Origin of the sequence: Pseudomarimonas salicorniae (genome assembly GCF_023156535.1) — a bacterium.
Classification (GTDB): domain Bacteria; phylum Pseudomonadota; class Gammaproteobacteria; order Xanthomonadales; family Xanthomonadaceae; genus Pseudomarimonas; species Pseudomarimonas salicorniae.
The window spans coordinates 18,603-37,307 of the sequence record NZ_JALNMH010000017.1; the positions used below are offsets into that span (position 1 = coordinate 18,603).

Below are 18,705 nucleotides of genomic sequence, written 5' to 3' on the forward strand. Positions count from 1 at the left end.
GGCTGATCAGCCCTCGAAGCGCTGTCCGCCGCGGGCTGCCTCGGCGCTGGCGCGGATGAAGGCGAGCAGGGCGGCCAGGCCATTGCTGCGTGTCGGCGAGAGGTGCTTGGCAAGGCCGATGCGGGCGATGTAGTCGGCCTCGGTGGCAAGAATGTCCTCGGCGCTGCGCCCCGAGTAGACGCGCAGGGCCAGGTAGACCAGTCCGGAGACGATGGCCGAGTCCGAGGCCGCCGCGTACTCCAGGCGCTCGGCATCGCCCCGCGGCACGATCCAGACCATCGACTGGCAGCCGGTCAGGCGGTGGGTCTCGTTCTTCCACTCTTCAGGGAACTCCGGCAGTCGCCGGCCGAGGTCGATCAGGTACTGGTAGCGCTCCGACCAGTCGCTGAAGAAGGCGAACTCCTCGGCAATCGCCGCCTGGGCCTCGGCGCTGCCGGATTCTTCCGGCTGCAGGAAGGGCGCGTCGCTCATTGCCGCCGCCAGCGCACGCCCTGCGGCGTGTCCTCGAGCAGGATGCCCTCGGCGGCGAGCTGGTCGCGCAAGGCATCAGCGCGGGCGAAGTCGCGGGCCTTCTTGGCCGCGCTGCGCTCGGCCACCAGGGCATCGATGCGCGCATCGTCGGTGTCGGCGCCGCGGGCGAACCAGGCCTGCGGGGCCTGCTGCAGCAGGCCGAGCGCGCGGCCGCCGGCGAGCAGGCGGGCGGCGGCCTCGCGGCGCGCTTCGTCGGTTTCGGCGCGGCGCAGTTCAGCGCCGAGCTGGGCCAGCGCGGCCAGCGCCTGCGGCGTATTGAGGTCATCGCAGAGCGCGTTCTCGACGCTGTCCGGCACCGGGCCGTTGGCCGCGGCCTCGACACCGGCATCGCGCAGGCTGCCGTAAAGCCGGTCGAGCGTCTTCACGCTCTGCTCGATCAGGCCTTCCGACCAGTCCAGCGGCTGCCGGTAGTGGGCCGAGAGCAGGGCGTAGCGCAGCGCCTCCGGCGGGTGCAGGCGCAGCAGGTCGTGGACCAAGAACACGTTGCCGAGGGACTTGGACATCTTGGTCCCGTCCATGGTCAGCATGCCGTTGTGCAGCCAGTAGCGGGCGAAGATCCGGCCGCCGTGGGCGCAGGTGCTCTGGGCGATCTCGTTCTCGTGATGCGGGAACTGCAGGTCGACGCCGCCGGCGTGGATGTCGATGGTCTCGCCGAGGTGGGCCGCGCTCATGGCCGAGCACTCGATGTGCCAGCCCGGGCGGCCGCGGCCCCAGGGGCTGTCCCAGCCGGGCAGGTCGTCGCTGCTCGGCTTCCAGAGCACGAAGTCGCCCGGATCGCGCTTGTACGGGGCCACCTCGATCCGCGCGCCGGCCAGCATGTCCTCCGGCGAGCGCCGCGACAGCGCGCCATAGGCGGGATAGCTTGGAACGCTGAAAAGCACGTGGCCCTCGGCGGCGTAGGCGTGGCCGCGCTCGATCAGCTGCCCGATCATGGCAATGATCTGCGGCACATGCTCGGTGGCATGCGGCTCGAGGTTGGGGCGCACCACGCCCAGGGCATCCATGTCCTCGCGGTAGGCCGCAGCGAAACGGTCCGTGATGGTGCGGATCGGCACCTTCTGGTCGCGGGCGGCCTGGTTGATCTTGTCGTCGATGTCGGTGATGTTGCGGGCGTAGTCGAGGCCGCCAAAGTGCCGGCGCAGCAGCTCGGAGAGCACGCCGAACACCACCGGTGGCCGGGCGTTGCCGATGTGCACGAAGTTGTAGACGGTCGGCCCGCAGACGTACATCGTCACCCGGTCGGGGTTCTGCGGCACGAACTCCTCAAGCTCGCGGCTGAGGTTGTTGTAGAGCTTGATGGGCATGCAGGGGTCCAGAGGACGTTGCCGCCCCGCTGTTGCGGTGCAGCAAGCGGAAGCCAGCCGCAGAGTGTAGCCTGCGACGCGCTTTTGCCAATGCCCGGCCGTGGCGGCCTCAGCCTCTAAAGCGCGGATTCAGCCGTTCGGTGCTGGAATGCCAGTCACGGCGCGTATTTGGCAGCGCCCGCAAGATTCACGGAGACCCGGATGCATCGAATCCTTACCCTCGGTTTGCTGGTGGCTGCGGCGCCGGCCATGGGCCAGTCCGGCTATCGGGACGGGGGCTTCCCGCCGCAGGCGGGCCCGGAGAGCGTGAAGTACGCCTATGCGGACGTCTTGCGGGTGGACCCCATCTACGAGACCGTGCGCTATCGCGAGCCGCGCGAGGAATGCCGCGACCAGCAGGTCGAGCGTGTCGAGCGCACCGGCGGCGACGGTACCGGTGGCACGATCGTCGGCGCCATCATCGGCGGCGTGATCGGCAGCAATGTGGGCAGCGGCAACGGCCGTCGCGCGGCCACCGCCGCGGGGGCGGTGATCGGCGGCGCGGTCGGTCGCGACATCGACAAGAACCGTGGCGGCCCCGAGCGTCGCTACGTCAGCACCGAGCAGCGCTGCCAGGTTGTCGATGTCGAGCGCGAGGAACGCCGCATCGCCGGCTATGACGTCGAATACCAGTTCAAGGGTGACGTCTACATGTCACGGCTGGCCTACGACCCCGGCAACAAGCTGCGGGTGCGGGTGGCGGTCAGCCCTGCCGATTGAGTGACCGGGGCCTCAGCCGCCCACCTTGCTGAGGGCCAGGCGACGGTCCAGCTCGTCGACGTCGAAACCGAGTTCCACCGCGGCCTGCTCGAGGAAGGCGCGCTCCTTCGGCCGCAGCCGCTCGTCCGCGGCAGCCAGCCGGATCAGCGCATCGAACAGCTGGTTGCACTGCTCGCCGCCGGGTTTGTGGATCGAGCGGAAGCGGGCGTAGCTCTGGGTCAGGTCGATGCCGCGGGTGCGGCCCAGTTCCAGCGCGGCCGAAGCCACTTCGCGCTCGCGGATGTTCAGCTTCAGCTGGTCCATCAGGCCGTTGATGAAGTCGGCCTCGTGGCTGGTGATCAGGCTGTCCAGCTTGGCAAGGTAGCCAAGCAGGCCGAACAGCACCTCGAGGGTGGTCTGCTGCTCGGGTTCGAGATGGCCTCCGCCGAACAGCCCGCCCAGGCTGTGGCCGAGATCCTTGAGCATGCTGCCGAGTCCGCCTTCACTGCTCATGCCGTCCTCCTGTCGCCCGTCGGGCCTACGGTTGCCTGAGAATACGCCAGCGGTGCGGCGGACGGATGAGTCAGATTCCCGATCTGACGCACTGCAGCATGTCCTGCACCGTGTCGACCGCTAGGCTGGAGCCATGAGCCCACCGACCCGCCCCCCATCGGAAGCTGCGCAGCGCAAGGCGCTGACCGGGCTCGATGCGCTGTTTCTCTATCTGGAGTCGGCCGGCACACCGATGCATGTCGGCAGCGCCATGCTGATCGACAAGCCGAAGGGGCGCCGCCAGTTCACTGCCTCCCTGCGCGACCACCTGATCGCCCGGCTGGCCCCGCTGCCGATGTTGCGCTGGGTGCTGGAGGAGGCGCCGATGGCGCTCGATCATCCGAGCTGGCGCGATGGCGGCGAGATCGACTGGCAGGCGCACCTGCGCAGCTCCCGTCTGCCCTCGGCGGGCGCCGCGGCGCTGGCCAGGCGCCTGGCCGAACTGCACGCCGAGCCGCTGGATCGCGACCGCCCGCTCTGGCGCATCGAGATCATCGACGGTCTGCCCAAGGGGCAGGTCGCCCTGTACATGAAGTCCCACCACGCCCTGGTCGATGGCCAGGCCGGCGTCGCCCTGACCCGGGCCCTGGTCGATCTCGAGGCCGGGGCCGGCGCCGCCGAGGGTGGTGCTCCGGACAAGGCCTCGGCGCCCGCCGGCAAGTCCAAACGCGCCCGGCTGCGCGCCTCGGCCGCCCAGCTCGGGCGCATGCTTCGCGGGCTTCCGGAGGGCGTTCGGCAGATCCGTGAAGGCGCTGCCTCCGACTGGCTGGGCCGGCTGCGTGACAGCGTCTGGCTGGCGCCGAAGACGCCCTTCAATCGCACCATCGGCGAGGCCCGCCGGGTCGGCCTGGTCTCGCTGCCGCTGGCCGACCTCAAGCGCTGCGCCAAGGGCTTCGGAGTGAGCCTGAATGACGTGGTGATGTGCGTGGTCGCCGATGCCCTGCGCGCGGACCTCGCTCGCCGCCGCTGCCTGCCCGAGGATCCGCTGGTTGCGGCCATGCCGGTGTCCCTGCGCGAGCCGGGCAAGGAAGGCGGCAACGAGGTGTCGATGGTCCAGTGCCCGCTGGGCACCGACGTCGCCGATCCGGTGGATCGCCTGCATGCGATCCGCGAGGCGACCCGCGCCATCAAGGGCCGGGTCAGTGCCTTCCGCGGCCTGATTCCCACCGACTTTCCTGGCCTCGGCGCGCCGCTCTGGGTCTCGGGCCTCGGTCAGCTCTGGCACCGCGGCCGGCTGACCGAGCGGCTGCCGGCGCTGGCCAACCTGGTCATCTCCAACGTGCCCGGGCCGCCGGTGCCGCTGTTCATCGGCGGAGCGCCGATCCGCCACTGGTATCCGCTGTCCATCGTCACTCACGGCCTCGGCCTCAACGTGACCCTGCTCAGCTACGCCGATTCGATGGAAGTGGGTGTGGTGTCGGCGCCGGAATGCCTGGCGCGGCCCGAGACCCTGTGCCGCGGCATCGAGCGCGGACTTGCCAGGCTGCTCAAGGCGGTGCCCGGATGAGTGCGCGGATGAAGCCGTCGCCGCGGCGGCAACGTGCCCGTCATCGAGTCGCCGATGCGCCGCCCATGCCGACCGCGGCCGAGATGGAGGCGGCCGCGCCGCCCTGGTGGCTGCTGGCGCTGGAGGGCAGGGCGGTCTTCGAATGGGGAGCGTGGTGGCTGTCCAAGCCCTGGTTCCAGCATGCGCCGCGGGGCAATGCCCACCCGGTTCTGGTCCTGCCCGGGCTGATCGCGGGTGACCCCAGCACCTGGCCGCTGCGCCGCTTTCTAGGCGAGCTGGGCTACCACGCCCGGCCCTGGGAGGAAGGCATCAACCGTGGCCCGCAGCCCGGCTTGCAGGAGCGCCTGCTGAGGCGCATCGAGGCCTTGGCGGACGAGCACGGCGAGCAGGTCAGCCTGGTTGGCTGGTCACTCGGCGGGCTGATGGCCCGCGCCCTGGCCTGGCATCGCCCGGAGCTGGTGCGCACCGTGATCACCCTCGGTTCGCCGCTGTCCGCGCTGCCGGGCCAGACCAATGCGGCCAGGGTCTTTCGCCTCGCCAGCGGGCTCGACCCCGAGGATCCCGACCTGCGCCGTCTGCTGGGTGGCGATCCGCAGGTGCCGCTGACCTCGATCCTCAGCCGTACCGATGGCGTTGTGCATTGGCGTGCCAGCCTTGCCCCGCAGGGCGAGCGATGCGAGAGCATCGAGGTACCAGCCAGCCATCTTGGGCTCGGGGTCAATCCGTTGGCGCTATATGCCATCGCCGACCGCCTGGCCCAGGACCCCGCGCTCTGGCAGCCCTTCGAACACAGCGGCTGGCGACGCCTGGTGTTCCGCAATCCGCAGCTGGAGCGTCTGTTCGGCGGCTAAGCCCGGCGTCGCCCCGGCCGGAGGCCCGAGGGAAGGCGAATTCGGGCGCGAAGTAGACATGCATAGGGTGCGGCTTGCCGCACCGGGCATACCGTCCAAACGCCCGTATCGGTGCGTCCAAGGCGCACCCTATGGGGCTTCGCCGACGCCCAACGAAGCCCGACTGTGGGAGCGCCCTTGGGCGCGACCGCGGCGTATCGGATTCACCACAGACCGCGGCCGGAGCGAATCTCCGCGGTCGCGTCCAAGGGCACCCCACAAATTGACTGCGCCAATGCCTGCTTTGCGGCGTAAACCGGAGCTTGCAGCACCGTTGCGTGTAGGAGCCAGCTTGCTGGCGATAAGCGCCCCGGACGGGACGATCGCCAGCAAGCTGGCTCCTACAATCGGGTTTTGCGGAAGGTCTGCTTCGCGCCCAAGGTACGCATCCCCGAATTTTCGCCGGGTATGTCCGGCGTTTCGGCGGCTACAGCTGCGCTGCGGCGAAGGTGTCGCAGCGCTCGGCCTGGCCGCTTTCGAAGCCGATCCGGAACCAGCGCACCCGCTGGGCCGAGGTGCCGTGGGTGAAGGAGTCGGGGACCACCGTGCCCTGCGACTGTCGCTGCAGCCGGTCATCGCCGATCGCGCTGGCGGTGTTCATTGCCTCTTCCAGATCGCCGGCCTCCATCCAGGCGTGGCGCGCCTGCGCGGAGTGCGCCCAGACCCCGGCGTAGCAGTCGGCCTGCAGCTCCTGACGGACCAGCAGCCCGCCTTCGCCCTCGACGTTCTCGCCGCGGCGGCGCGCTTCGTTTACCCGCTGGCTGATCCCGGTCAGGGTCTGGATGTGGTGACCGACCTCATGCGCGATCACGTAGGCCTCGGCGAAATCGCCACCGCCACCGAGTCGCCGTTCCATCGCATCGAAGAAGCTGGTGTCGAGGTAGACGTCGCGGTCGGCGGGGCAATAGAACGGCCCCACCGCAGCGCTGGCCGAGCCGCAGGCGGAGCTGACCCGGCCGGTGAACAGAACAAGGGTGGGGGGCTCATATCGGGCGCCGCGGCGGGCGAACTCGGCCGTCCATACGTCCTCGGTTTCGCCAAGGATCGATTCCACGAATTGCAGGGTGGCGTCATTCGCCGGTGTCGCGCCCGGTGTGCTGGTTCCTGGCGGCGTACTTCGCTGTGCCTCACCCAGCAGGCCGAGGATCTCGATCGGGTCCTTTCCCATCAGCAGGCCGACCACGACGACGATGGCGATGCCGCCCAGCCCCAGCCCTCCGGCGGCGCGAACCCCACCGCCGCGACCGCGACGATCATCCACATTGCTGCTGCGCCGCGCAGATCGCCACTTCATGTCCACTCCGGGGTCCAGGCAGGGAGGCCATTATGCGTGGCGCGTGCGGGTCGCCAAGACGCCCGGCCCGAGCCGTTCAGGCGATTGACAGGGGCGGGCCCTGGGCCTAGCATGCGCGGCTCGTTTGGGCGGTTAGCTCAGCGGTAGAGCACTGCCTTCACACGGCAGGGGTCACAGGTTCGATCCCTGTACCGCCCACCAACGAAACGCAGCAAGGCCCGCCTCGGCGGGCCTTGTGCTTTCGGGCGACCGGTGACTTGCGGTAGATCCTTCGACTTCGGTCAGCTTCGAACTTCCGGCATGATTCGGCTACGAACGCGCAGGGGTGCTGATGAAGCAAGCAAGTTGGACCCTCTTGGACGCGCCCTTGGGGCGACTTGGATGGATGCTGGCGCTGCTGGCGAGTGCGCCGTCCGTCCTCGCCGACTCCGGGCAGATTGCCTGCCACAACGCCAACGGTCTCACCGGCACCGTGTCCGCCAGCCTCCCCGATCCGGAGGCCGCCGGCTTCGATCGCCAGGACTGCACCCTGGGCTCCTCTGCAGCCCAGGCGCTCGGCGTGGGCTTCGCGAAGGGGATTGCCGCGCGCGGCCGCGACTGGACCAAGCTTGATGGCAGTGGCGCCGCGCTGCCCGATACGGCGGCCAGCTGGGCCTGCCTGCGCGACAACGAATCCGGCCTGGTCTGGGAGATCAAGACCGACGATGGCGGTCTGCGCGACAAGGATCACACCTACGCCTGGCGAAGCACCGACGCCAGCCAGAACGGGGGAAATTCGGGTCCCCTGGGCAGTGATACCTGTGCCGGCACGCTGCCTGCCGGGCAGTGCAACACCGAGGCCTACGTCGCCGCGGTCAACGCCGCGGGGCTCTGCGGCGCTTCCGATTGGCGGATGCCGAGCATCGTCGAACTGGATTCGCTGAGCGACCTGGGGATCAATCCGCGGCCCGCCATCAATCCCAGCCTGTTCCCGAACTCCCTCAGCGTTGCCTATTGGAGCGCCACCAGCCGCGCCTCGAATTCCAACGGGGCCTGGGTCATCGTTCTCGATGGAGGTCGCAGGGAGGCGGTGACCAAGAGCGGCCCCGCCGCAATACGTCTGGTCAGGAGCTCGCCATGAAGCGTCTGACCGCATGGGCGATGGCCGGCCTGCTGGTCGCGCCGCTGCCGGCCCTGGCCAACTGCAGCATCGTCCCGGGCAATCCGGAGACAGCCCCGGACTCGCGCTTCGTGCGCAGCGAGCCGGTGGCCGGGCAGCCCGTGGTCGAGGATCTGTCGACCGGATTCATCTGGCAGGGCTGCGAGGCGGGCTTCAGCGGCAGCGACTGCGCCACGGGCTCGGCATTGACCTTCGACTGGGGCGGCGCGCTGCAGCACGCCAAGGCCTCCACCTATGCCGGCTTCAGCGATTGGCGGCTGCCCAATGCCAGGGAGCTGAGCAGCCTGATCGAGACCGCCTGCAGCTCGCCCACCCTCAACACCACCCGTTTCCCTGTCGATACCGGCGCCGCGCTGTGGTCGGCCAGCGGTGTGGCCCAGGGGCCCTTCGCCGTCTACCCGGATGCCTGGAAGGTCGACTTCTCCAACGGCGAGCGCCAGCCTGTGGCCAAGACCAGCCTGCTGCGCGTCCGGCTGGTGCGCGGCGGCGGCGGCCTGGCCACCTTCGACGCCGGTGCCGACTACACGCCCGATCCGATCAGCCTCGCCGCGCGCGAAGGCCAGCAGCAGTCCCAGGTGGTCGAGTTCGGCCCGGTGGCGGTCAGCGGCATCGACACCCCGATCGGCGTCAGCGTCTCCGGTGACGGGTCGCCGGTCTTTTCGATCAATGGCGGCAGCTTCCAGGCGGTCCCGGCTGTGGTCAGGGCCGGGGACCTGCTCAGGCTGCGCCACCTCAGCGCTTCGGGCGCCCATCTCGCGGTGACCAGTCATCTGCGCGTGGGGCCGATGCAGGTCGAGGCCCGGTCGGTGACAGCCAACGACGATGCCTCCCTGTCCGGCCTGTCGCTGGACCCGGGAGCACTGCTGCCGGCCTTCCAGGCGGGAACGCTGGCCTATAGCGCCAGCGTGGCCAACCCGGTCACCAGCGTGCGCGTGACGGCCACCCTGTCCGATCCGGCGGCCACGCTGGAGATCGCCGGGACTCCGGCGACGTCGGGGGCGCAAAGCCCACCGATTGCCCTGATGCCCGGCTCCAACGCCATCGACGTCGACGTGTTGGCCGAGGATGGCGTTGCCGCACGTCGCTACACGGTCACCGTGCAGCGCGCCCTCGCCAGCACCACCACCTCGCTGTCCAGCAATGCGGCGAGCGTGCTGCCGGGTGATCCGGTCACCCTGACGGCGACGGTGAGCGGCGATGCGCCGACCGGCAGCGTGCGATTCCTGTCCAACGGCTCGGAGATCGCGGGCTGCGCGGCGCGTCCACTCTCGACCGGGTCGCCTCGCACCGCGAGCTGTACGACCAGCGCGCTGCCTTCGGGCGAGGTGACCGTACGTGGCGAGTATTCGGGCGATTCGGCCAACCTGCCGAGCAGCGGCGAACTGGCGCAGACGGTCAACACGCCGCCAACGCTTTCCGTCGCCACCAGCGTGGCGCTGGATGAAGACGCCGCGCTCGATCTGCCGATGAGCATCGGTGATGCAGAGTCGCCGGCCACGGCACTGGTGATCGAGGTGGCCGCGTCGCCGGGCACGCTGTTCGATCAGGCGGCCCTCGCTGCCGCGGTGGCGGGCAGCGGCGCTGCGCGCAGCCTGCGGCTGGCCGCGCGCGCGGATGCCTTCGGCGCCGGCACCCTCAGCCTGGCCGTGGTCGACCCGCAGGGCGGCCGCACCGAGGTCCCGGTCGCGGTCGAGGTGCGTCCGGTCAATGACCCGCCCTCGGCGTCCATGCCGCTGCGGCGGGTGCATCCGGCCGGCAGCGCGGGCGCGATCAGCGTGCCGGGCTTTGCCAGCGGGCTCAGCGTCGGGCCGGCCAACGAGGCTGGGCAGACGATCGGCTTCGAGGTTGTCGAACTGTTCGACGCCCAGGGCGTGGTGGATGCATTCGGGATCGACGCCAACGGTACCCTGGACTATGTGCTCAGCGGCCGCTCCGGCGTCGCCCGACTGCGCGTGGTGCCGACCGACGATGGTGGGGTCGAGCGCGGCGGCCTTGACCGCGGCGAAGCGCGTGTGGTGCGGGTCTTCGTCGGCGCCGGCAGCGATATCGAGACCACCCTGGAGCGCAGCCTGCCGGCCACCGACGATCTGCCGGCGGCGATCATCGGCGGCACCGTCAATGGCGAGTACCGGGTCCGCGTGCGCAACCACGGTCCCGGGGCGGTTTCCGGCATCCGCGTGGATGCCTTCGCCGCCCGCGGCCTGTCCGACCTGCTCTGGCAGTGCGAGCCGCCGGCCAGCTGCCAGCCGGGCAGTGGGGCAGGTCGGGTCGTGCTGGACGCGCCGATCGGGGTCGATGAGACCCTCAGCCTGACCCTGTCGGGGCGCTACCGGCCCGAGCAGTTCCACCTCGATCTGCAGGCCGCGGCGACCGCCGCGACTGGCGTGCTGGTCGGCACCGGCGACGACCGCAGGGTCCTGGTCGAGGCCCTGCACCCCTCGGCGATTTTCTACTCCGGCATGGAGTGAGCCGGTCGCGCGTCGTGCCCCCGGCGGGGCGCGGCGCCGCCGCTTGCCCTTGGGGTCCGCGTCTGGTGTAATGTAACAACGTATTAGTACACCAGCCCATGAAACGTCGCGCCCTTCCCCATGAAAGCGAGTCCCGCCCGGCCGTCGAGGCCCTGGCTTCGGCCTTTGCCGGGCTGGGCGATGCCGCCTCGGTCCGCGCCTTCCTCGCCGACCTGTGCACCCCGGCCGAGATCGAGGCCATGGCTGACCGCTGGGCGGTGATCCCGCTGCTGTTGGCCGGCCAGTCCTATCGCGACATCCACGACGCCACCGGGGTCAGCGTGACCACCATCGGCCGGGTGGCGCGCTGCCTTGCCGAGGGGCGCGGCTACCGGCTCGCCGCCGAGCGCATGGGCTGGGACTGCGAGCGCCTCAGCGATTCCGCCGACCCGGCACCCCCATCCCGAGCCTGACAGGACATCTATGAAACCGCGTGACCGACTGCGCATCGCAGCGCAGAAATCCGGCCGGCTCTCCGATGCCGGACGCGACCTCCTCGCCCGCAGCGGACTGCGCTTCCGCGAAAGCCGCGACCGCCTGTTCTGCTACGGCGAGACCGAGCCGGTCGACCTGCTGCTGGTGCGTGACGACGACATCCCGGGCCTGATCGCCGAGGGCGTCTGCGACCTCGGCATCGTCGGCCGCAACGTGCTCCGCGAGCAGTCGCTGGAGTACGCCCGCCGCGGCGAGCGCGCGCCGTTCTCCGAACTGCGCACGCTGGGCTTCGGCCGCTGCCGGCTGTCGATTGCCGTGCCGCAGGACTTCCTCTACACCGGCCCGGCCTCGTTGGCTGGCACCCGCATCGCCACCAGCTACCCGGCCCTGATGGCGGACTGGCTCGACCGCAACGGGGTCAAGGCCGAGGTGGTCACCCTGTCCGGCTCGGTGGAGATTGCGCCCAAGCTCGGCAAGGCCGACGTGATCTGCGACCTGGTCTCGACCGGCGCCACGCTGGCGGCGAACCAGCTGCGCGAGGTCGCCTCGATCCTCGACAGCGAGGCGGTGCTGGCAGGTCCTGCCGAGGCCCTGCAGGACGAGCGCGGCGAGCTCGCCGCCCAGCTGCTGCGTCGCCTTGACGGCGTGCTCGAGGTGCGCGACAGCAAGCTGGTCATGCTCCAGGTCGATCGCGCCGAGCTTGATCAAGTGGTTCAGCTGCTGCCCGCGGCCAATGCGCCGACGGTGATGGCCATCGAGGGCAATGCCCAGGCGGTGGCGCTGCAGGCGCTGTGCCGCGGCGCGTTCTCGTGGCAGCAGCTCGAGGACATCAAGCGCGCCGGGGCCCGCGGGCTGATGATTCTTCCGGTGGAGCAGATGCTGGCATGAAGCTCGAGCCGATCATCTGGAACACCCTCGACGTGGCCGCCCAGCGCCAGGCGCTGGAGCGCGCGGTGCTGGCCGAGGACGACAGCGTGCGCCACGCCGTCGCCCGGGTCATCGCCCAGGTCCGCGCCGATGGCGATGCGACGCTGCGCGCGCTGACCCGGCGCTTCGACGGCTGCGAGCTGGCTGAACTGGCGGTTTCGCCGGCCGAGTTCGAGGCGGCCGAGGCCGAGGTCGGCGCCGAGTTGAAGCAGGCGATGATCAGCGCCGCTGGCCGAATCGCGGCCTTCCACCGCGCCGGCGCGCCGCAGCCCTATGCCCTCGACACCGCCGAGGGCGTGCGCTGCGAGCGCCTGCTGCGCCCGCTCGACCGGGTCGGCCTGTACGTGCCGGCCGGCAGCGCGCCGCTGCCGTCGACCGCCCTGATGCTCTGCGTGCCCGCGCAGATCGCCGGCTGCCCCGAGGCGGTGCTCTGCTCGCCGCCCACGCCGGAGGGCCGGGTCGACGCCGCGGTGCTGGTGGCCGCACGGCTCTGCGGGGTGTCGCGGGTGTTCAAGCTCGGTGGCGCCCAGGCGATTGCCGCCATGGCCTTCGGCAGCGAGTCGGTGCCGGCCTGCGACAAGCTGTTCGGCCCCGGCAATGCCTACGTCACGGAGGCCAAGAAGCAGGTCTCGGCCATGATGGGTGGCCCCGCCATCGACATGCCGGCCGGGCCCTCCGAGGTGCTGGTCATCGCCGATGACGCGGCCGACCCGGTCTTCCTCGCCGCCGACCTGCTCTCGCAGGCCGAGCACGGCCCGGATTCGCAGGCCATCCTGCTCACCGATTCCGAGGCCCAGGCCCGGCGCGTGGCCGATGAGATGGACCGCCAGGCCGCCGAGCTGCCGCGCTCGGAGATCGTCGGCCGCTCGATGCAGCACGCCCGGCTGATCGTGATGCCGGATCTGGCCGCCGCCTTCGAGGTCTCCAACCGCTACGCGCCCGAGCATCTGATCGTCAACGTCGCCGATGCCCGCAGCTGGCTGCCCAAGGTGCGCGCCGCAGGCTCCGTCTTCCTCGGCCCCTGGTCGCCCGAGGCGCTGGGCGACTACTGCAGCGGCACCAATCATGTGCTGCCCACCTATGGCGCCGCGCGCGCCTACAGCGGGGTGTCGGTGCAGAGCTTCCTGCGCCAGATCACCGTACAGGAGGTCAGTCCGGCGGGCCTGCGCGCCATCGGCAACGACGCTGCCGTGATGGCCCGGGCCGAGCGCCTGGTCGCCCACGAGCGCGCGGTCACCCTGCGCCTGTCGAGACTGGGGGACGCAGCATGAGCGTGCTGGATCTGGTCCGCGAGGACCTGCGCGGATTCGCCGGTTACTCCTCGGCGCGCAAGGAGGCCTCTGGCGGCCGTGTGCTGCTGAATGCCAACGAGTCGCCCTGGTCGGTGGCCGGCGACGCGCTGGCCCTCAACCGCTATCCGGACCCGCAGCCCGCGGCGCTGATCGAACGGCTGTCGGCGCTATACGGCGTCCCGGCCGATCGGCTGCTGGTCGGCCGCGGCAGCGACGAGGCCATCGACCTGATGGTGCGCGCGCTGTGCAAGGCGGGCGAGGGCGAGGTGCTGGTCTCGCCGCCGACCTTCGGCATGTACCAGGTCTGCGCCCGGGTCCAGGGTGCGGCGGTCAGCTGCGTGCCGCTGCGCGCCGAGGACGACTTCGCTCTCGACGTCGAGGCCGTGCTGGCCGCGCTGACCCCGGCGACCCGCATTGTCTTCGTCTGCAGCCCGAACAACCCGACCGGCGGCAGCGTGCCGCGGGCTTCGCTGGAACGTCTGGTGGAGGCGCTGCGCGGCCGCGCCCTGCTGGTCATCGACGAGGCCTATGCCGAATTCTCCGAGGCCGCCGAGGGCATCGCCCTGGCCCTGGCCCACGAGCACGTCGCCGTGCTGCGCACCCTGTCCAAGGCCTATGCCCTGGCCGGGGCGCGGATCGGTACGCTGATTGCCGCGCCCGAGCTGATTCGCGTGCTGCGCGCGATCATGGCGCCGTATCCCTTGCCGACGCCCAGCGTCGATGCCGCGCTGAAGGCGCTCACTCCCGGTGCGCTGGCCTTGGCCCGCAGCCGCATCGGCCTGATCCGCGAGGAGCGGCGCCGCCTGGCCGCAGCCCTGCCGGGGCTGCCGGGCGTGCGCCGGGTGCTCGATTCGGAGGCCAATTTCCTCGCCGTCGAATTCGACGACGCCGCGCCGGTCTACCGCGCCGCGCTCGCCGCCGGCATCGTCCTGCGCGCACCCAACCCCGGCAACGGTCTGGACCGCTTCCTGCGCGTGTCGATCGGCACGCCGGCCGAGAACGACGCCCTGCTGACCCTGCTGCAGTCCTGGAGGGAAGCCGCATGAGGCGCATCGCCTTCGTCGACCGCGACGGCACCTTGATTGCCGAGCCGCCCGACTTCCAGATCGACGCCTACGACAAGATCCGCTTCGTCCCGGGCATGCTGGCCGGGCTGCAGGCCCTGCAGGCGGCCGGCTTCGAGCTGGTCATGGTCTCCAATCAGGACGGGCTCGGCACCGCCTCCTTTCCCCAGGAAACCTTCGATGGCCCGCACGCCCTGCTGATGCAGCTGCTCGAATCGCAGGGCGTGCGCTTTGCCGAGGTGCTTATCGATCCCTCGCTGCCCGAGGAGAAGTCGCCCAATCGCAAACCCGGTGTCGGCATGCTGATGCACTACCTGCGCGACCGCAACGTCGATCTGGCCGGCTCGGTGGTGATCGGCGACCGCGACACCGACCTCGAGCTGGCCCGTAATCTCGGCGCCCGCGGCTACAAGATCGGCGAAGGCCAGTGGGACTGGCCGGGCCTGGTCCGCGACATCCTCGGCCGCCCGCGTCGCGCGGTGGTCGAGCGCAACACCCGCGAGACCCGGATCCGCGTCGAGGTCGACCTCGACGCCAAGGCCGACCCGATCGCCGCCACCGGCCTCGGCTTCTTCGACCACATGCTGGAGCAGCTCGGCAAGCACGGCGGTTTCGCCCTGTCGCTGACCTGCGCCGGCGACACCCATATCGACGAACACCACACCATCGAGGACAGCGCGCTGGCCCTCGGCCAGGCCCTGCGCCAGGCGATCGGCGACAAGCGCGGCATCGGCCGCTACGGCAGCGCCGCCGAGGGCGAGTCGGCGGCCGACGCCGTCGACCTGGTCCTGCCGATGGACGAGACCCTGGTCCGCGCCTCGCTGGATTTCTCCGGCCGGCCGTACTTCGTCTTCGACGGCGAGTTCCCGCGCGAGCGGGTCGGCGATCTGCCCACCGAGCTGGTGCCGCACTTCTTCCGCTCGCTGTGCGAGACCGCCGGCCTCAACCTGCACCTGCAGGTGCGCGGTGACAACGCCCACCACATGGTCGAGGCCTGCTTCAAGGCCACCGCCCGCGCCCTGCGTCAGTCGGTGGCCCGCAGCGGCAGCGAGCTGCCCAGCACCAAGGGTGCGCTGTGAGCCGGGTGGTCCTGATCGACTCCGGTGGCTCGAACATCGGATCGGTGCGTTATGCGCTGCAGCGCCTCGGCGTCGATGCGCCGCTGACCCGCGATGCCGAAACCATCCGCGCCGCCGAGCGGGTCATCCTGCCCGGCGTCGGCGCGGCGGCACCGGCCATGGCGCGGCTGCGCGAGGCGGGCCTGGTCGATCTGGTGCGCTCGCTTCGCCAGCCGCTGCTCGGGGTCTGCGTCGGCATGCAGATTCTTTTCGAGCACAGCGAGGAAGGCGACGTCGAATGCCTCGGCCTGCTTCGCGGCGCGGTGCGCAAGCTGCCGGCCGGACCCGGCGTGCGCATCCCGCACATGGGCTGGAACCGGCTACGCCACGCCGGCGATGAGCCGCTGCTCGAGGGTATCCGCGACGGCGCCCATGCCTATTTCGTGCACAGCTACGGCGTTGCCGACAGCCCCGATGCCATCGCCACCTGCGGCCACGGCCAGCCCTTCGTCTCGATGGCGCGCCGCGGCAGCGTGGCCGGCGCCCAGTTCCACCCCGAACGTTCGGCCTCGGTCGGCGCGCGACTGCTGGAGAACTTCATCCGATGAGCTTCACTGCCTATCCGGCCATCGACGTGCGCGATGGCCGCGTGGTGCGCCTGCGCCAGGGCGACTACGCGCAGGAGACCCGCTACGACTTCGACCCCGAGGCGCTGGCCCGGCGCTACGCCTCCGAGGGCGCGGCCTGGCTGCACCTGGTTGACCTCGATGCGGCCCGCGCCGGCGGCTATACCCTGCGGCCCCTGCTTGGCGCGCTGCGCGACAGCGGCCTGTCGGTGCAGACCGGCGGCGGCGTGCGCAGCGAGGCCGATGTCGAAGCGATCCTCGAGGCAGGCGCCGCGCGCGTCGTGATCGGCTCGCTGGCGGTGCGCGACCCGGAAACGGTCTGCCGGTGGATCGATCGGTTCAGCGCCGAGCGGATCACCGTCGCCCTCGACGCCCGCGAGGCGCAGGGCCGCTGGACCCTGCCCGTGCATGGCTGGACCGAGGGCAGCGGCCAGGCGCTGGAGGCGCTGGTCGAGCGCTACCTCGACAGCGGGCTGATCCACGTCCTGTCCACTGACATCAGCCGCGACGGCATGCTGGCCGGGCCCAACCTCGGCCTCTACGCCACCCTGCAGAAGCTGGCGCCGCGCTGGCAGGTGCAGGCCTCCGGCGGCGTCCGCGGCATCGACGACGTCCGCGCGGTCAAGGCGCAGTGCCTCGGTGGCGTGGTGCTCGGCAAGGCCCTGCTCGAGGGTCGGCTGGATCTGCCGGAGGCGCTGTCATGCTGAGCCGCCGGCTGATTCCCTGCCTCGACGTGCGCGACGGCCGCGTGGTCAAGGGCGTGCGCTTCCGCGACCACGTCGACATGGGGAGCATCGAGGAGCTTGCCCTGCGCTACCGCGACGAGGGCGCCGATGAGCTGGTCTTCTACGACATCACCGCCAGCCCCGACGGCCGCGACGTCGATGTCGCATGGGTCGAGCGCGTGGCGCGACTGATCGACATCCCGTTCTGCGTTGCCGGCGGCATCCGCAGCGTCGATACCGCGCGGCGCGTCCTGCACGCCGGCGCCGACAAGGTCTCGGTGAATTCGCCGGCGCTGGAACGGCCGGAGCTGGTCGACGAGCTGGCCGCGGCCTTCGGCGTGCAGTGCGTGGTGGTCGGCATCGACAGCCTGCGCGACGAGGATGGCGAGTGGCGGGTGCGCCAGTACACCGGCAACCCGGACAAGACCCGCTCGCTGCCGCGCCGCACGCTCGACTGGGTCGACGAGGTGCAGGGCCGCGGCGCCGGCGAGATCGTGCTCAACTGCATGGGCTCGGACGGCGTGCGCACGGGTTATGACATCGAGCAGCTCGCCGCGGTGCGCAGGCGCTGCAGCGTGCCCCTTGTCGCCTCCGGCGGGGCCGGCGCGCGGGAGCACTTCGCCGAGGTGTTCCGGCGGGCGGATGTCGACGCCGCGCTCGCGGCCAGCGTCTTCCACAGCGGCCAGGTGCCGATTCCCCAGCTCAAGGACTTCCTCGCCGGCGAGGGCATCGAGGTGCGACGTGACGCCTGAACAGATCGATCAGCTGGACTTTGCCAAACAGGACGGCCTGCTGCCGGCCGTGGTGCAGGACGCGCGCAGCGGCCGGGTGCTGATGCTCGGCTACATGAATCGGGAGGCGCTTGAGCTGACGCTTTCCGGAGGCAAGGTGACTTTCTTCAGTCGCGGCCGCGAGCGTCTGTGGACCAAGGGCGAATCCTCCGGCCACTTCCTCGAGCTGGTCGCCATCGAGACCGACTGCGACCGCGACACCCTGCTGGTCCAGGCGATCCCGAAGGGCCCGACCTGTCATCTCGGCACGGTGAGCTGCTTTCCCTCCGCACCCGCGCGCTTTATCGGCGAGCTGGATGCCCTGGTCGCCGAGCGCGACGCACAGCGCCCCGAAGGCAGCTACACCACCCGCCTGTTCGAGGGGGGCACCCGGCGCATCGCGCAGAAGGTCGGCGAGGAGGGGGTCGAGACGGCGCTGGCCGCAGTGGCCGAATCCGACGAGGCCCTGCTCGGCGAAGCGGCCGATCTGGTCTACCACCTGCTGGTCCTGCTCCGCGCCCGCGGCCTGTCCCTGGCCGACGTCGACCGCCTGCTGGCCGAACGCCACGCCGGCTAGACCAGCAAGAGAGTCCCCAGCATTGCCGGGCACCGTGCAGGGATACCGGCTTCACGCGATCAAGCAGCGAGACCGTTCACCCTGAGCATTCGAAGGGCGAACCCCGCACGTTGCCGCAGGCCGTCCATGCTTCGATACCTCGGCACAAACGGCTCGCGTGAGCGCGCGGTCTTGTACGGGCAGCGGTCAGAACCGATCTCCGCGGTCGGGCCCAAGGACCCTCCCACAATGGCGGCGAAGCGCTTCTCCTGTAGGAGCGGGCCTTGCCCGCGACCGCAGCGCCGCGAATCTGCCACGGTTTGAAGCGGGGGCGAACATTCGCAGTCGCGGCCTACGCGGACTTCCACGCAGCCCGTTCGCCCTGAGGTACCGAGGGGCGAGTTCCACGTTGCCGCAGGCCGCTCATGCTTCGATACCTCAGCACGAACGGCTTCAGGGAGCGTGTGGTCTTGTACGGGCCGCGGTTAGAACCGATCTCCGCGGTCGGGCCCAAGGACCCTCCCACATCGGCGGCGAAGCGAAGTTTTTGTGGGAGTGGGCTTGCCCGCGACCGCGGCGCCGCCGGTCTGCCACAGTTTGAGGTTGGGGCCATCCTTCGCGGTCGCGGCCTACGGGGACTTCCACGCAGCCCGCTGGCCCTGAGGTATCGATGGGCGACCTCCACGCTGCCGCAGGCCGATCGTGCTTCGATACCTCAGCACCAGCGGCTCGGGCCCTTGGCGTGCGCTGGCCGCTCAGGACTCGATAAC

18 protein-coding genes and 1 tRNA gene are annotated in these 18,705 nt (G+C 70.6%); 15 read left to right on the forward strand and 4 right to left on the reverse strand.

Going from position 1 to position 18,705, the window contains the following annotated elements; genetic code table 11:
• Nucleotides 1–6 precede the first annotated feature (6 nt).
• Both M0G41_RS17140 and cysS read right to left on the reverse strand, forming a co-directional pair.
• Nucleotides 7–471, reverse strand: coding sequence for a SufE family protein (locus M0G41_RS17140; protein ID WP_248211301.1), 465 nt, complete (start codon nucleotides 469–471; stop codon nucleotides 7–9).
• Nucleotides 468–1,835: a cysteine--tRNA ligase gene (cysS, locus tag M0G41_RS17145; RefSeq protein WP_248211303.1), complete on the reverse strand. Its 1,368-nt coding sequence runs from the start codon at nucleotides 1,833–1,835 to the stop codon at nucleotides 468–470. Before cysS ends, M0G41_RS17140 begins: the two co-directional genes overlap by 4 nt.
• Before the next feature lie 201 nt (nucleotides 1,836–2,036).
• Here cysS and M0G41_RS17150 point away from each other — a divergent pair, with 201 nt between their 5' ends.
• The gene (locus tag M0G41_RS17150; RefSeq protein ID WP_248211304.1) at nucleotides 2,037–2,594 is read left to right on the forward strand and encodes a glycine zipper 2TM domain-containing protein; all 558 of its coding nucleotides are present in this window, start codon (nucleotides 2,037–2,039) and stop codon (nucleotides 2,592–2,594) included.
• Between the two features lie 12 nt (nucleotides 2,595–2,606).
• Here M0G41_RS17150 and M0G41_RS17155 read toward each other — a convergent pair whose 3' ends face one another.
• Entirely contained in the window at nucleotides 2,607–3,086 is a 480-nt protein-coding gene (locus M0G41_RS17155; protein WP_248211305.1) for a TerB family tellurite resistance protein, read from the reverse strand.
• A gap of 133 nt (nucleotides 3,087–3,219) precedes the next feature.
• Here M0G41_RS17155 and M0G41_RS17160 point away from each other — a divergent pair, with 133 nt between their 5' ends.
• Together M0G41_RS17160 and M0G41_RS17165 are read left to right on the forward strand one after the other, a co-directional pair.
• Entirely contained in the window at nucleotides 3,220–4,632 is a 1,413-nt protein-coding gene (locus M0G41_RS17160) for a wax ester/triacylglycerol synthase family O-acyltransferase (RefSeq protein WP_248211306.1), read from the forward strand.
• A 65-nt stretch (nucleotides 4,633–4,697) separates the two neighbouring features.
• Nucleotides 4,698–5,483 (forward strand): alpha/beta fold hydrolase, encoded by a 786-nt coding sequence (locus M0G41_RS17165; protein WP_248211309.1) that lies wholly within the window; start codon nucleotides 4,698–4,700, stop codon nucleotides 5,481–5,483.
• Nucleotides 5,484–5,949: 466 nt separating this feature from the next.
• Here the strand turns inward: M0G41_RS17165 and ypfJ are convergent, their stop codons facing one another.
• Nucleotides 5,950–6,816 carry a KPN_02809 family neutral zinc metallopeptidase gene (gene ypfJ, locus M0G41_RS17170; protein ID WP_248211311.1) on the reverse strand — a complete coding sequence of 289 codons (867 nt, stop codon included), beginning with the start codon at nucleotides 6,814–6,816 and terminating at the stop codon, nucleotides 5,950–5,952.
• Nucleotides 6,817–6,942: 126 nt separating this feature from the next.
• On the opposite strand from ypfJ, the gene M0G41_RS17175 reads away from it, so the two are divergent.
• The 12 genes from M0G41_RS17175 (at nucleotide 6,943) to hisIE (ending at nucleotide 17,956) form a co-directional block, all read left to right on the forward strand.
• Nucleotides 6,943–7,017 (forward strand) — tRNA-Val (locus M0G41_RS17175).
• Nucleotides 7,018–7,183: 166 nt separating this feature from the next.
• Complete coding sequence (locus M0G41_RS17180; RefSeq protein WP_248211314.1) at nucleotides 7,184–7,936, forward strand: Lcl C-terminal domain-containing protein; 753 nt, start codon at nucleotides 7,184–7,186, stop codon at nucleotides 7,934–7,936.
• Entirely contained in the window at nucleotides 7,933–10,443 is a 2,511-nt protein-coding gene (locus M0G41_RS17185) for an Lcl domain-containing protein (protein ID WP_248211318.1), read from the forward strand. The genes M0G41_RS17180 and M0G41_RS17185 overlap by 4 nt, the downstream gene beginning before the upstream one ends.
• Before the next feature lie 98 nt (nucleotides 10,444–10,541).
• Nucleotides 10,542–10,895 (forward strand): YerC/YecD family TrpR-related protein, encoded by a 354-nt coding sequence (locus M0G41_RS17190; protein WP_248211321.1) that lies wholly within the window; start codon nucleotides 10,542–10,544, stop codon nucleotides 10,893–10,895.
• A 10-nt stretch (nucleotides 10,896–10,905) separates the two neighbouring features.
• A complete protein-coding gene (gene hisG, locus M0G41_RS17195) occupies nucleotides 10,906–11,805 on the forward strand; it encodes an ATP phosphoribosyltransferase (protein ID WP_248211323.1) in 900 nt (299 codons plus the stop codon).
• The gene (hisD, locus tag M0G41_RS17200) at nucleotides 11,802–13,115 is read left to right on the forward strand and encodes a histidinol dehydrogenase (protein WP_248211325.1); all 1,314 of its coding nucleotides are present in this window, start codon (nucleotides 11,802–11,804) and stop codon (nucleotides 13,113–13,115) included. Before hisG ends, hisD begins: the two co-directional genes overlap by 4 nt.
• Complete coding sequence (gene hisC / locus M0G41_RS17205; RefSeq protein ID WP_248211327.1) at nucleotides 13,112–14,182, forward strand: histidinol-phosphate transaminase; 1,071 nt, start codon at nucleotides 13,112–13,114, stop codon at nucleotides 14,180–14,182. The genes hisD and hisC overlap by 4 nt, the downstream gene beginning before the upstream one ends.
• A complete protein-coding gene (gene hisB / locus M0G41_RS17210) occupies nucleotides 14,179–15,279 on the forward strand; it encodes a bifunctional histidinol-phosphatase/imidazoleglycerol-phosphate dehydratase HisB (RefSeq protein ID WP_248211329.1) in 1,101 nt (366 codons plus the stop codon). Before hisC ends, hisB begins: the two co-directional genes overlap by 4 nt.
• Complete coding sequence (gene hisH, locus M0G41_RS17215) at nucleotides 15,276–15,866, forward strand: imidazole glycerol phosphate synthase subunit HisH (protein WP_248211332.1); 591 nt, start codon at nucleotides 15,276–15,278, stop codon at nucleotides 15,864–15,866. Before hisB ends, hisH begins: the two co-directional genes overlap by 4 nt.
• Nucleotides 15,863–16,591, forward strand: a complete 729-nt coding sequence (locus tag M0G41_RS17220) for a 1-(5-phosphoribosyl)-5-[(5-phosphoribosylamino)methylideneamino]imidazole-4-carboxamide isomerase (RefSeq protein ID WP_248211335.1) — start codon at nucleotides 15,863–15,865, stop codon at nucleotides 16,589–16,591. The genes hisH and M0G41_RS17220 overlap by 4 nt, the downstream gene beginning before the upstream one ends.
• Nucleotides 16,585–17,361: an imidazole glycerol phosphate synthase subunit HisF gene (hisF, locus tag M0G41_RS17225; RefSeq protein WP_248211336.1), complete on the forward strand. Its 777-nt coding sequence runs from the start codon at nucleotides 16,585–16,587 to the stop codon at nucleotides 17,359–17,361. The genes M0G41_RS17220 and hisF overlap by 7 nt, the downstream gene beginning before the upstream one ends.
• A complete protein-coding gene (gene hisIE / locus M0G41_RS17230; protein WP_248211339.1) occupies nucleotides 17,351–17,956 on the forward strand; it encodes a bifunctional phosphoribosyl-AMP cyclohydrolase/phosphoribosyl-ATP diphosphatase HisIE in 606 nt (201 codons plus the stop codon). The genes hisF and hisIE overlap by 11 nt, the downstream gene beginning before the upstream one ends.
• Nucleotides 17,957–18,705 lie beyond the last annotated feature (749 nt).

Bases quoted from the DNA above. Each gene is read 5' to 3' on its own strand.
- M0G41_RS17140 (WP_248211301.1), bottom strand. From the start codon at position 471: ATGAGCGACGCGCCCTTCCTGCAGCCGGAAGAATCCGGCAGCGCCGAG.
- cysS (WP_248211303.1), bottom strand. From the start codon at position 1,835: ATGCCCATCAAGCTCTACAACAACCTCAGCCGCGAGCTTGAGGAGTTC.
- M0G41_RS17150 (WP_248211304.1), top strand. From the start codon at position 2,037: ATGCATCGAATCCTTACCCTCGGTTTGCTGGTGGCTGCGGCGCCGGCC.
- M0G41_RS17155 (WP_248211305.1), bottom strand. From the start codon at position 3,086: ATGAGCAGTGAAGGCGGACTCGGCAGCATGCTCAAGGATCTCGGCCAC.
- M0G41_RS17160 (WP_248211306.1), top strand. From the start codon at position 3,220: ATGAGCCCACCGACCCGCCCCCCATCGGAAGCTGCGCAGCGCAAGGCG.
- M0G41_RS17165 (WP_248211309.1), top strand. From the start codon at position 4,698: ATGCCGACCGCGGCCGAGATGGAGGCGGCCGCGCCGCCCTGGTGGCTG.
- ypfJ (WP_248211311.1), bottom strand. From the start codon at position 6,816: ATGAAGTGGCGATCTGCGCGGCGCAGCAGCAATGTGGATGATCGTCGC.
- M0G41_RS17185 (WP_248211318.1), top strand. From the start codon at position 7,933: ATGAAGCGTCTGACCGCATGGGCGATGGCCGGCCTGCTGGTCGCGCCG.
- M0G41_RS17190 (WP_248211321.1), top strand. From the start codon at position 10,542: ATGAAACGTCGCGCCCTTCCCCATGAAAGCGAGTCCCGCCCGGCCGTC.
- hisG (WP_248211323.1), top strand. From the start codon at position 10,906: ATGAAACCGCGTGACCGACTGCGCATCGCAGCGCAGAAATCCGGCCGG.
- hisD (WP_248211325.1), top strand. From the start codon at position 11,802: ATGAAGCTCGAGCCGATCATCTGGAACACCCTCGACGTGGCCGCCCAG.
- hisC (WP_248211327.1), top strand. From the start codon at position 13,112: ATGAGCGTGCTGGATCTGGTCCGCGAGGACCTGCGCGGATTCGCCGGT.
- hisB (WP_248211329.1), top strand. From the start codon at position 14,179: ATGAGGCGCATCGCCTTCGTCGACCGCGACGGCACCTTGATTGCCGAG.
- M0G41_RS17220 (WP_248211335.1), top strand. From the start codon at position 15,863: ATGAGCTTCACTGCCTATCCGGCCATCGACGTGCGCGATGGCCGCGTG.
- hisF (WP_248211336.1), top strand. From the start codon at position 16,585: ATGCTGAGCCGCCGGCTGATTCCCTGCCTCGACGTGCGCGACGGCCGC.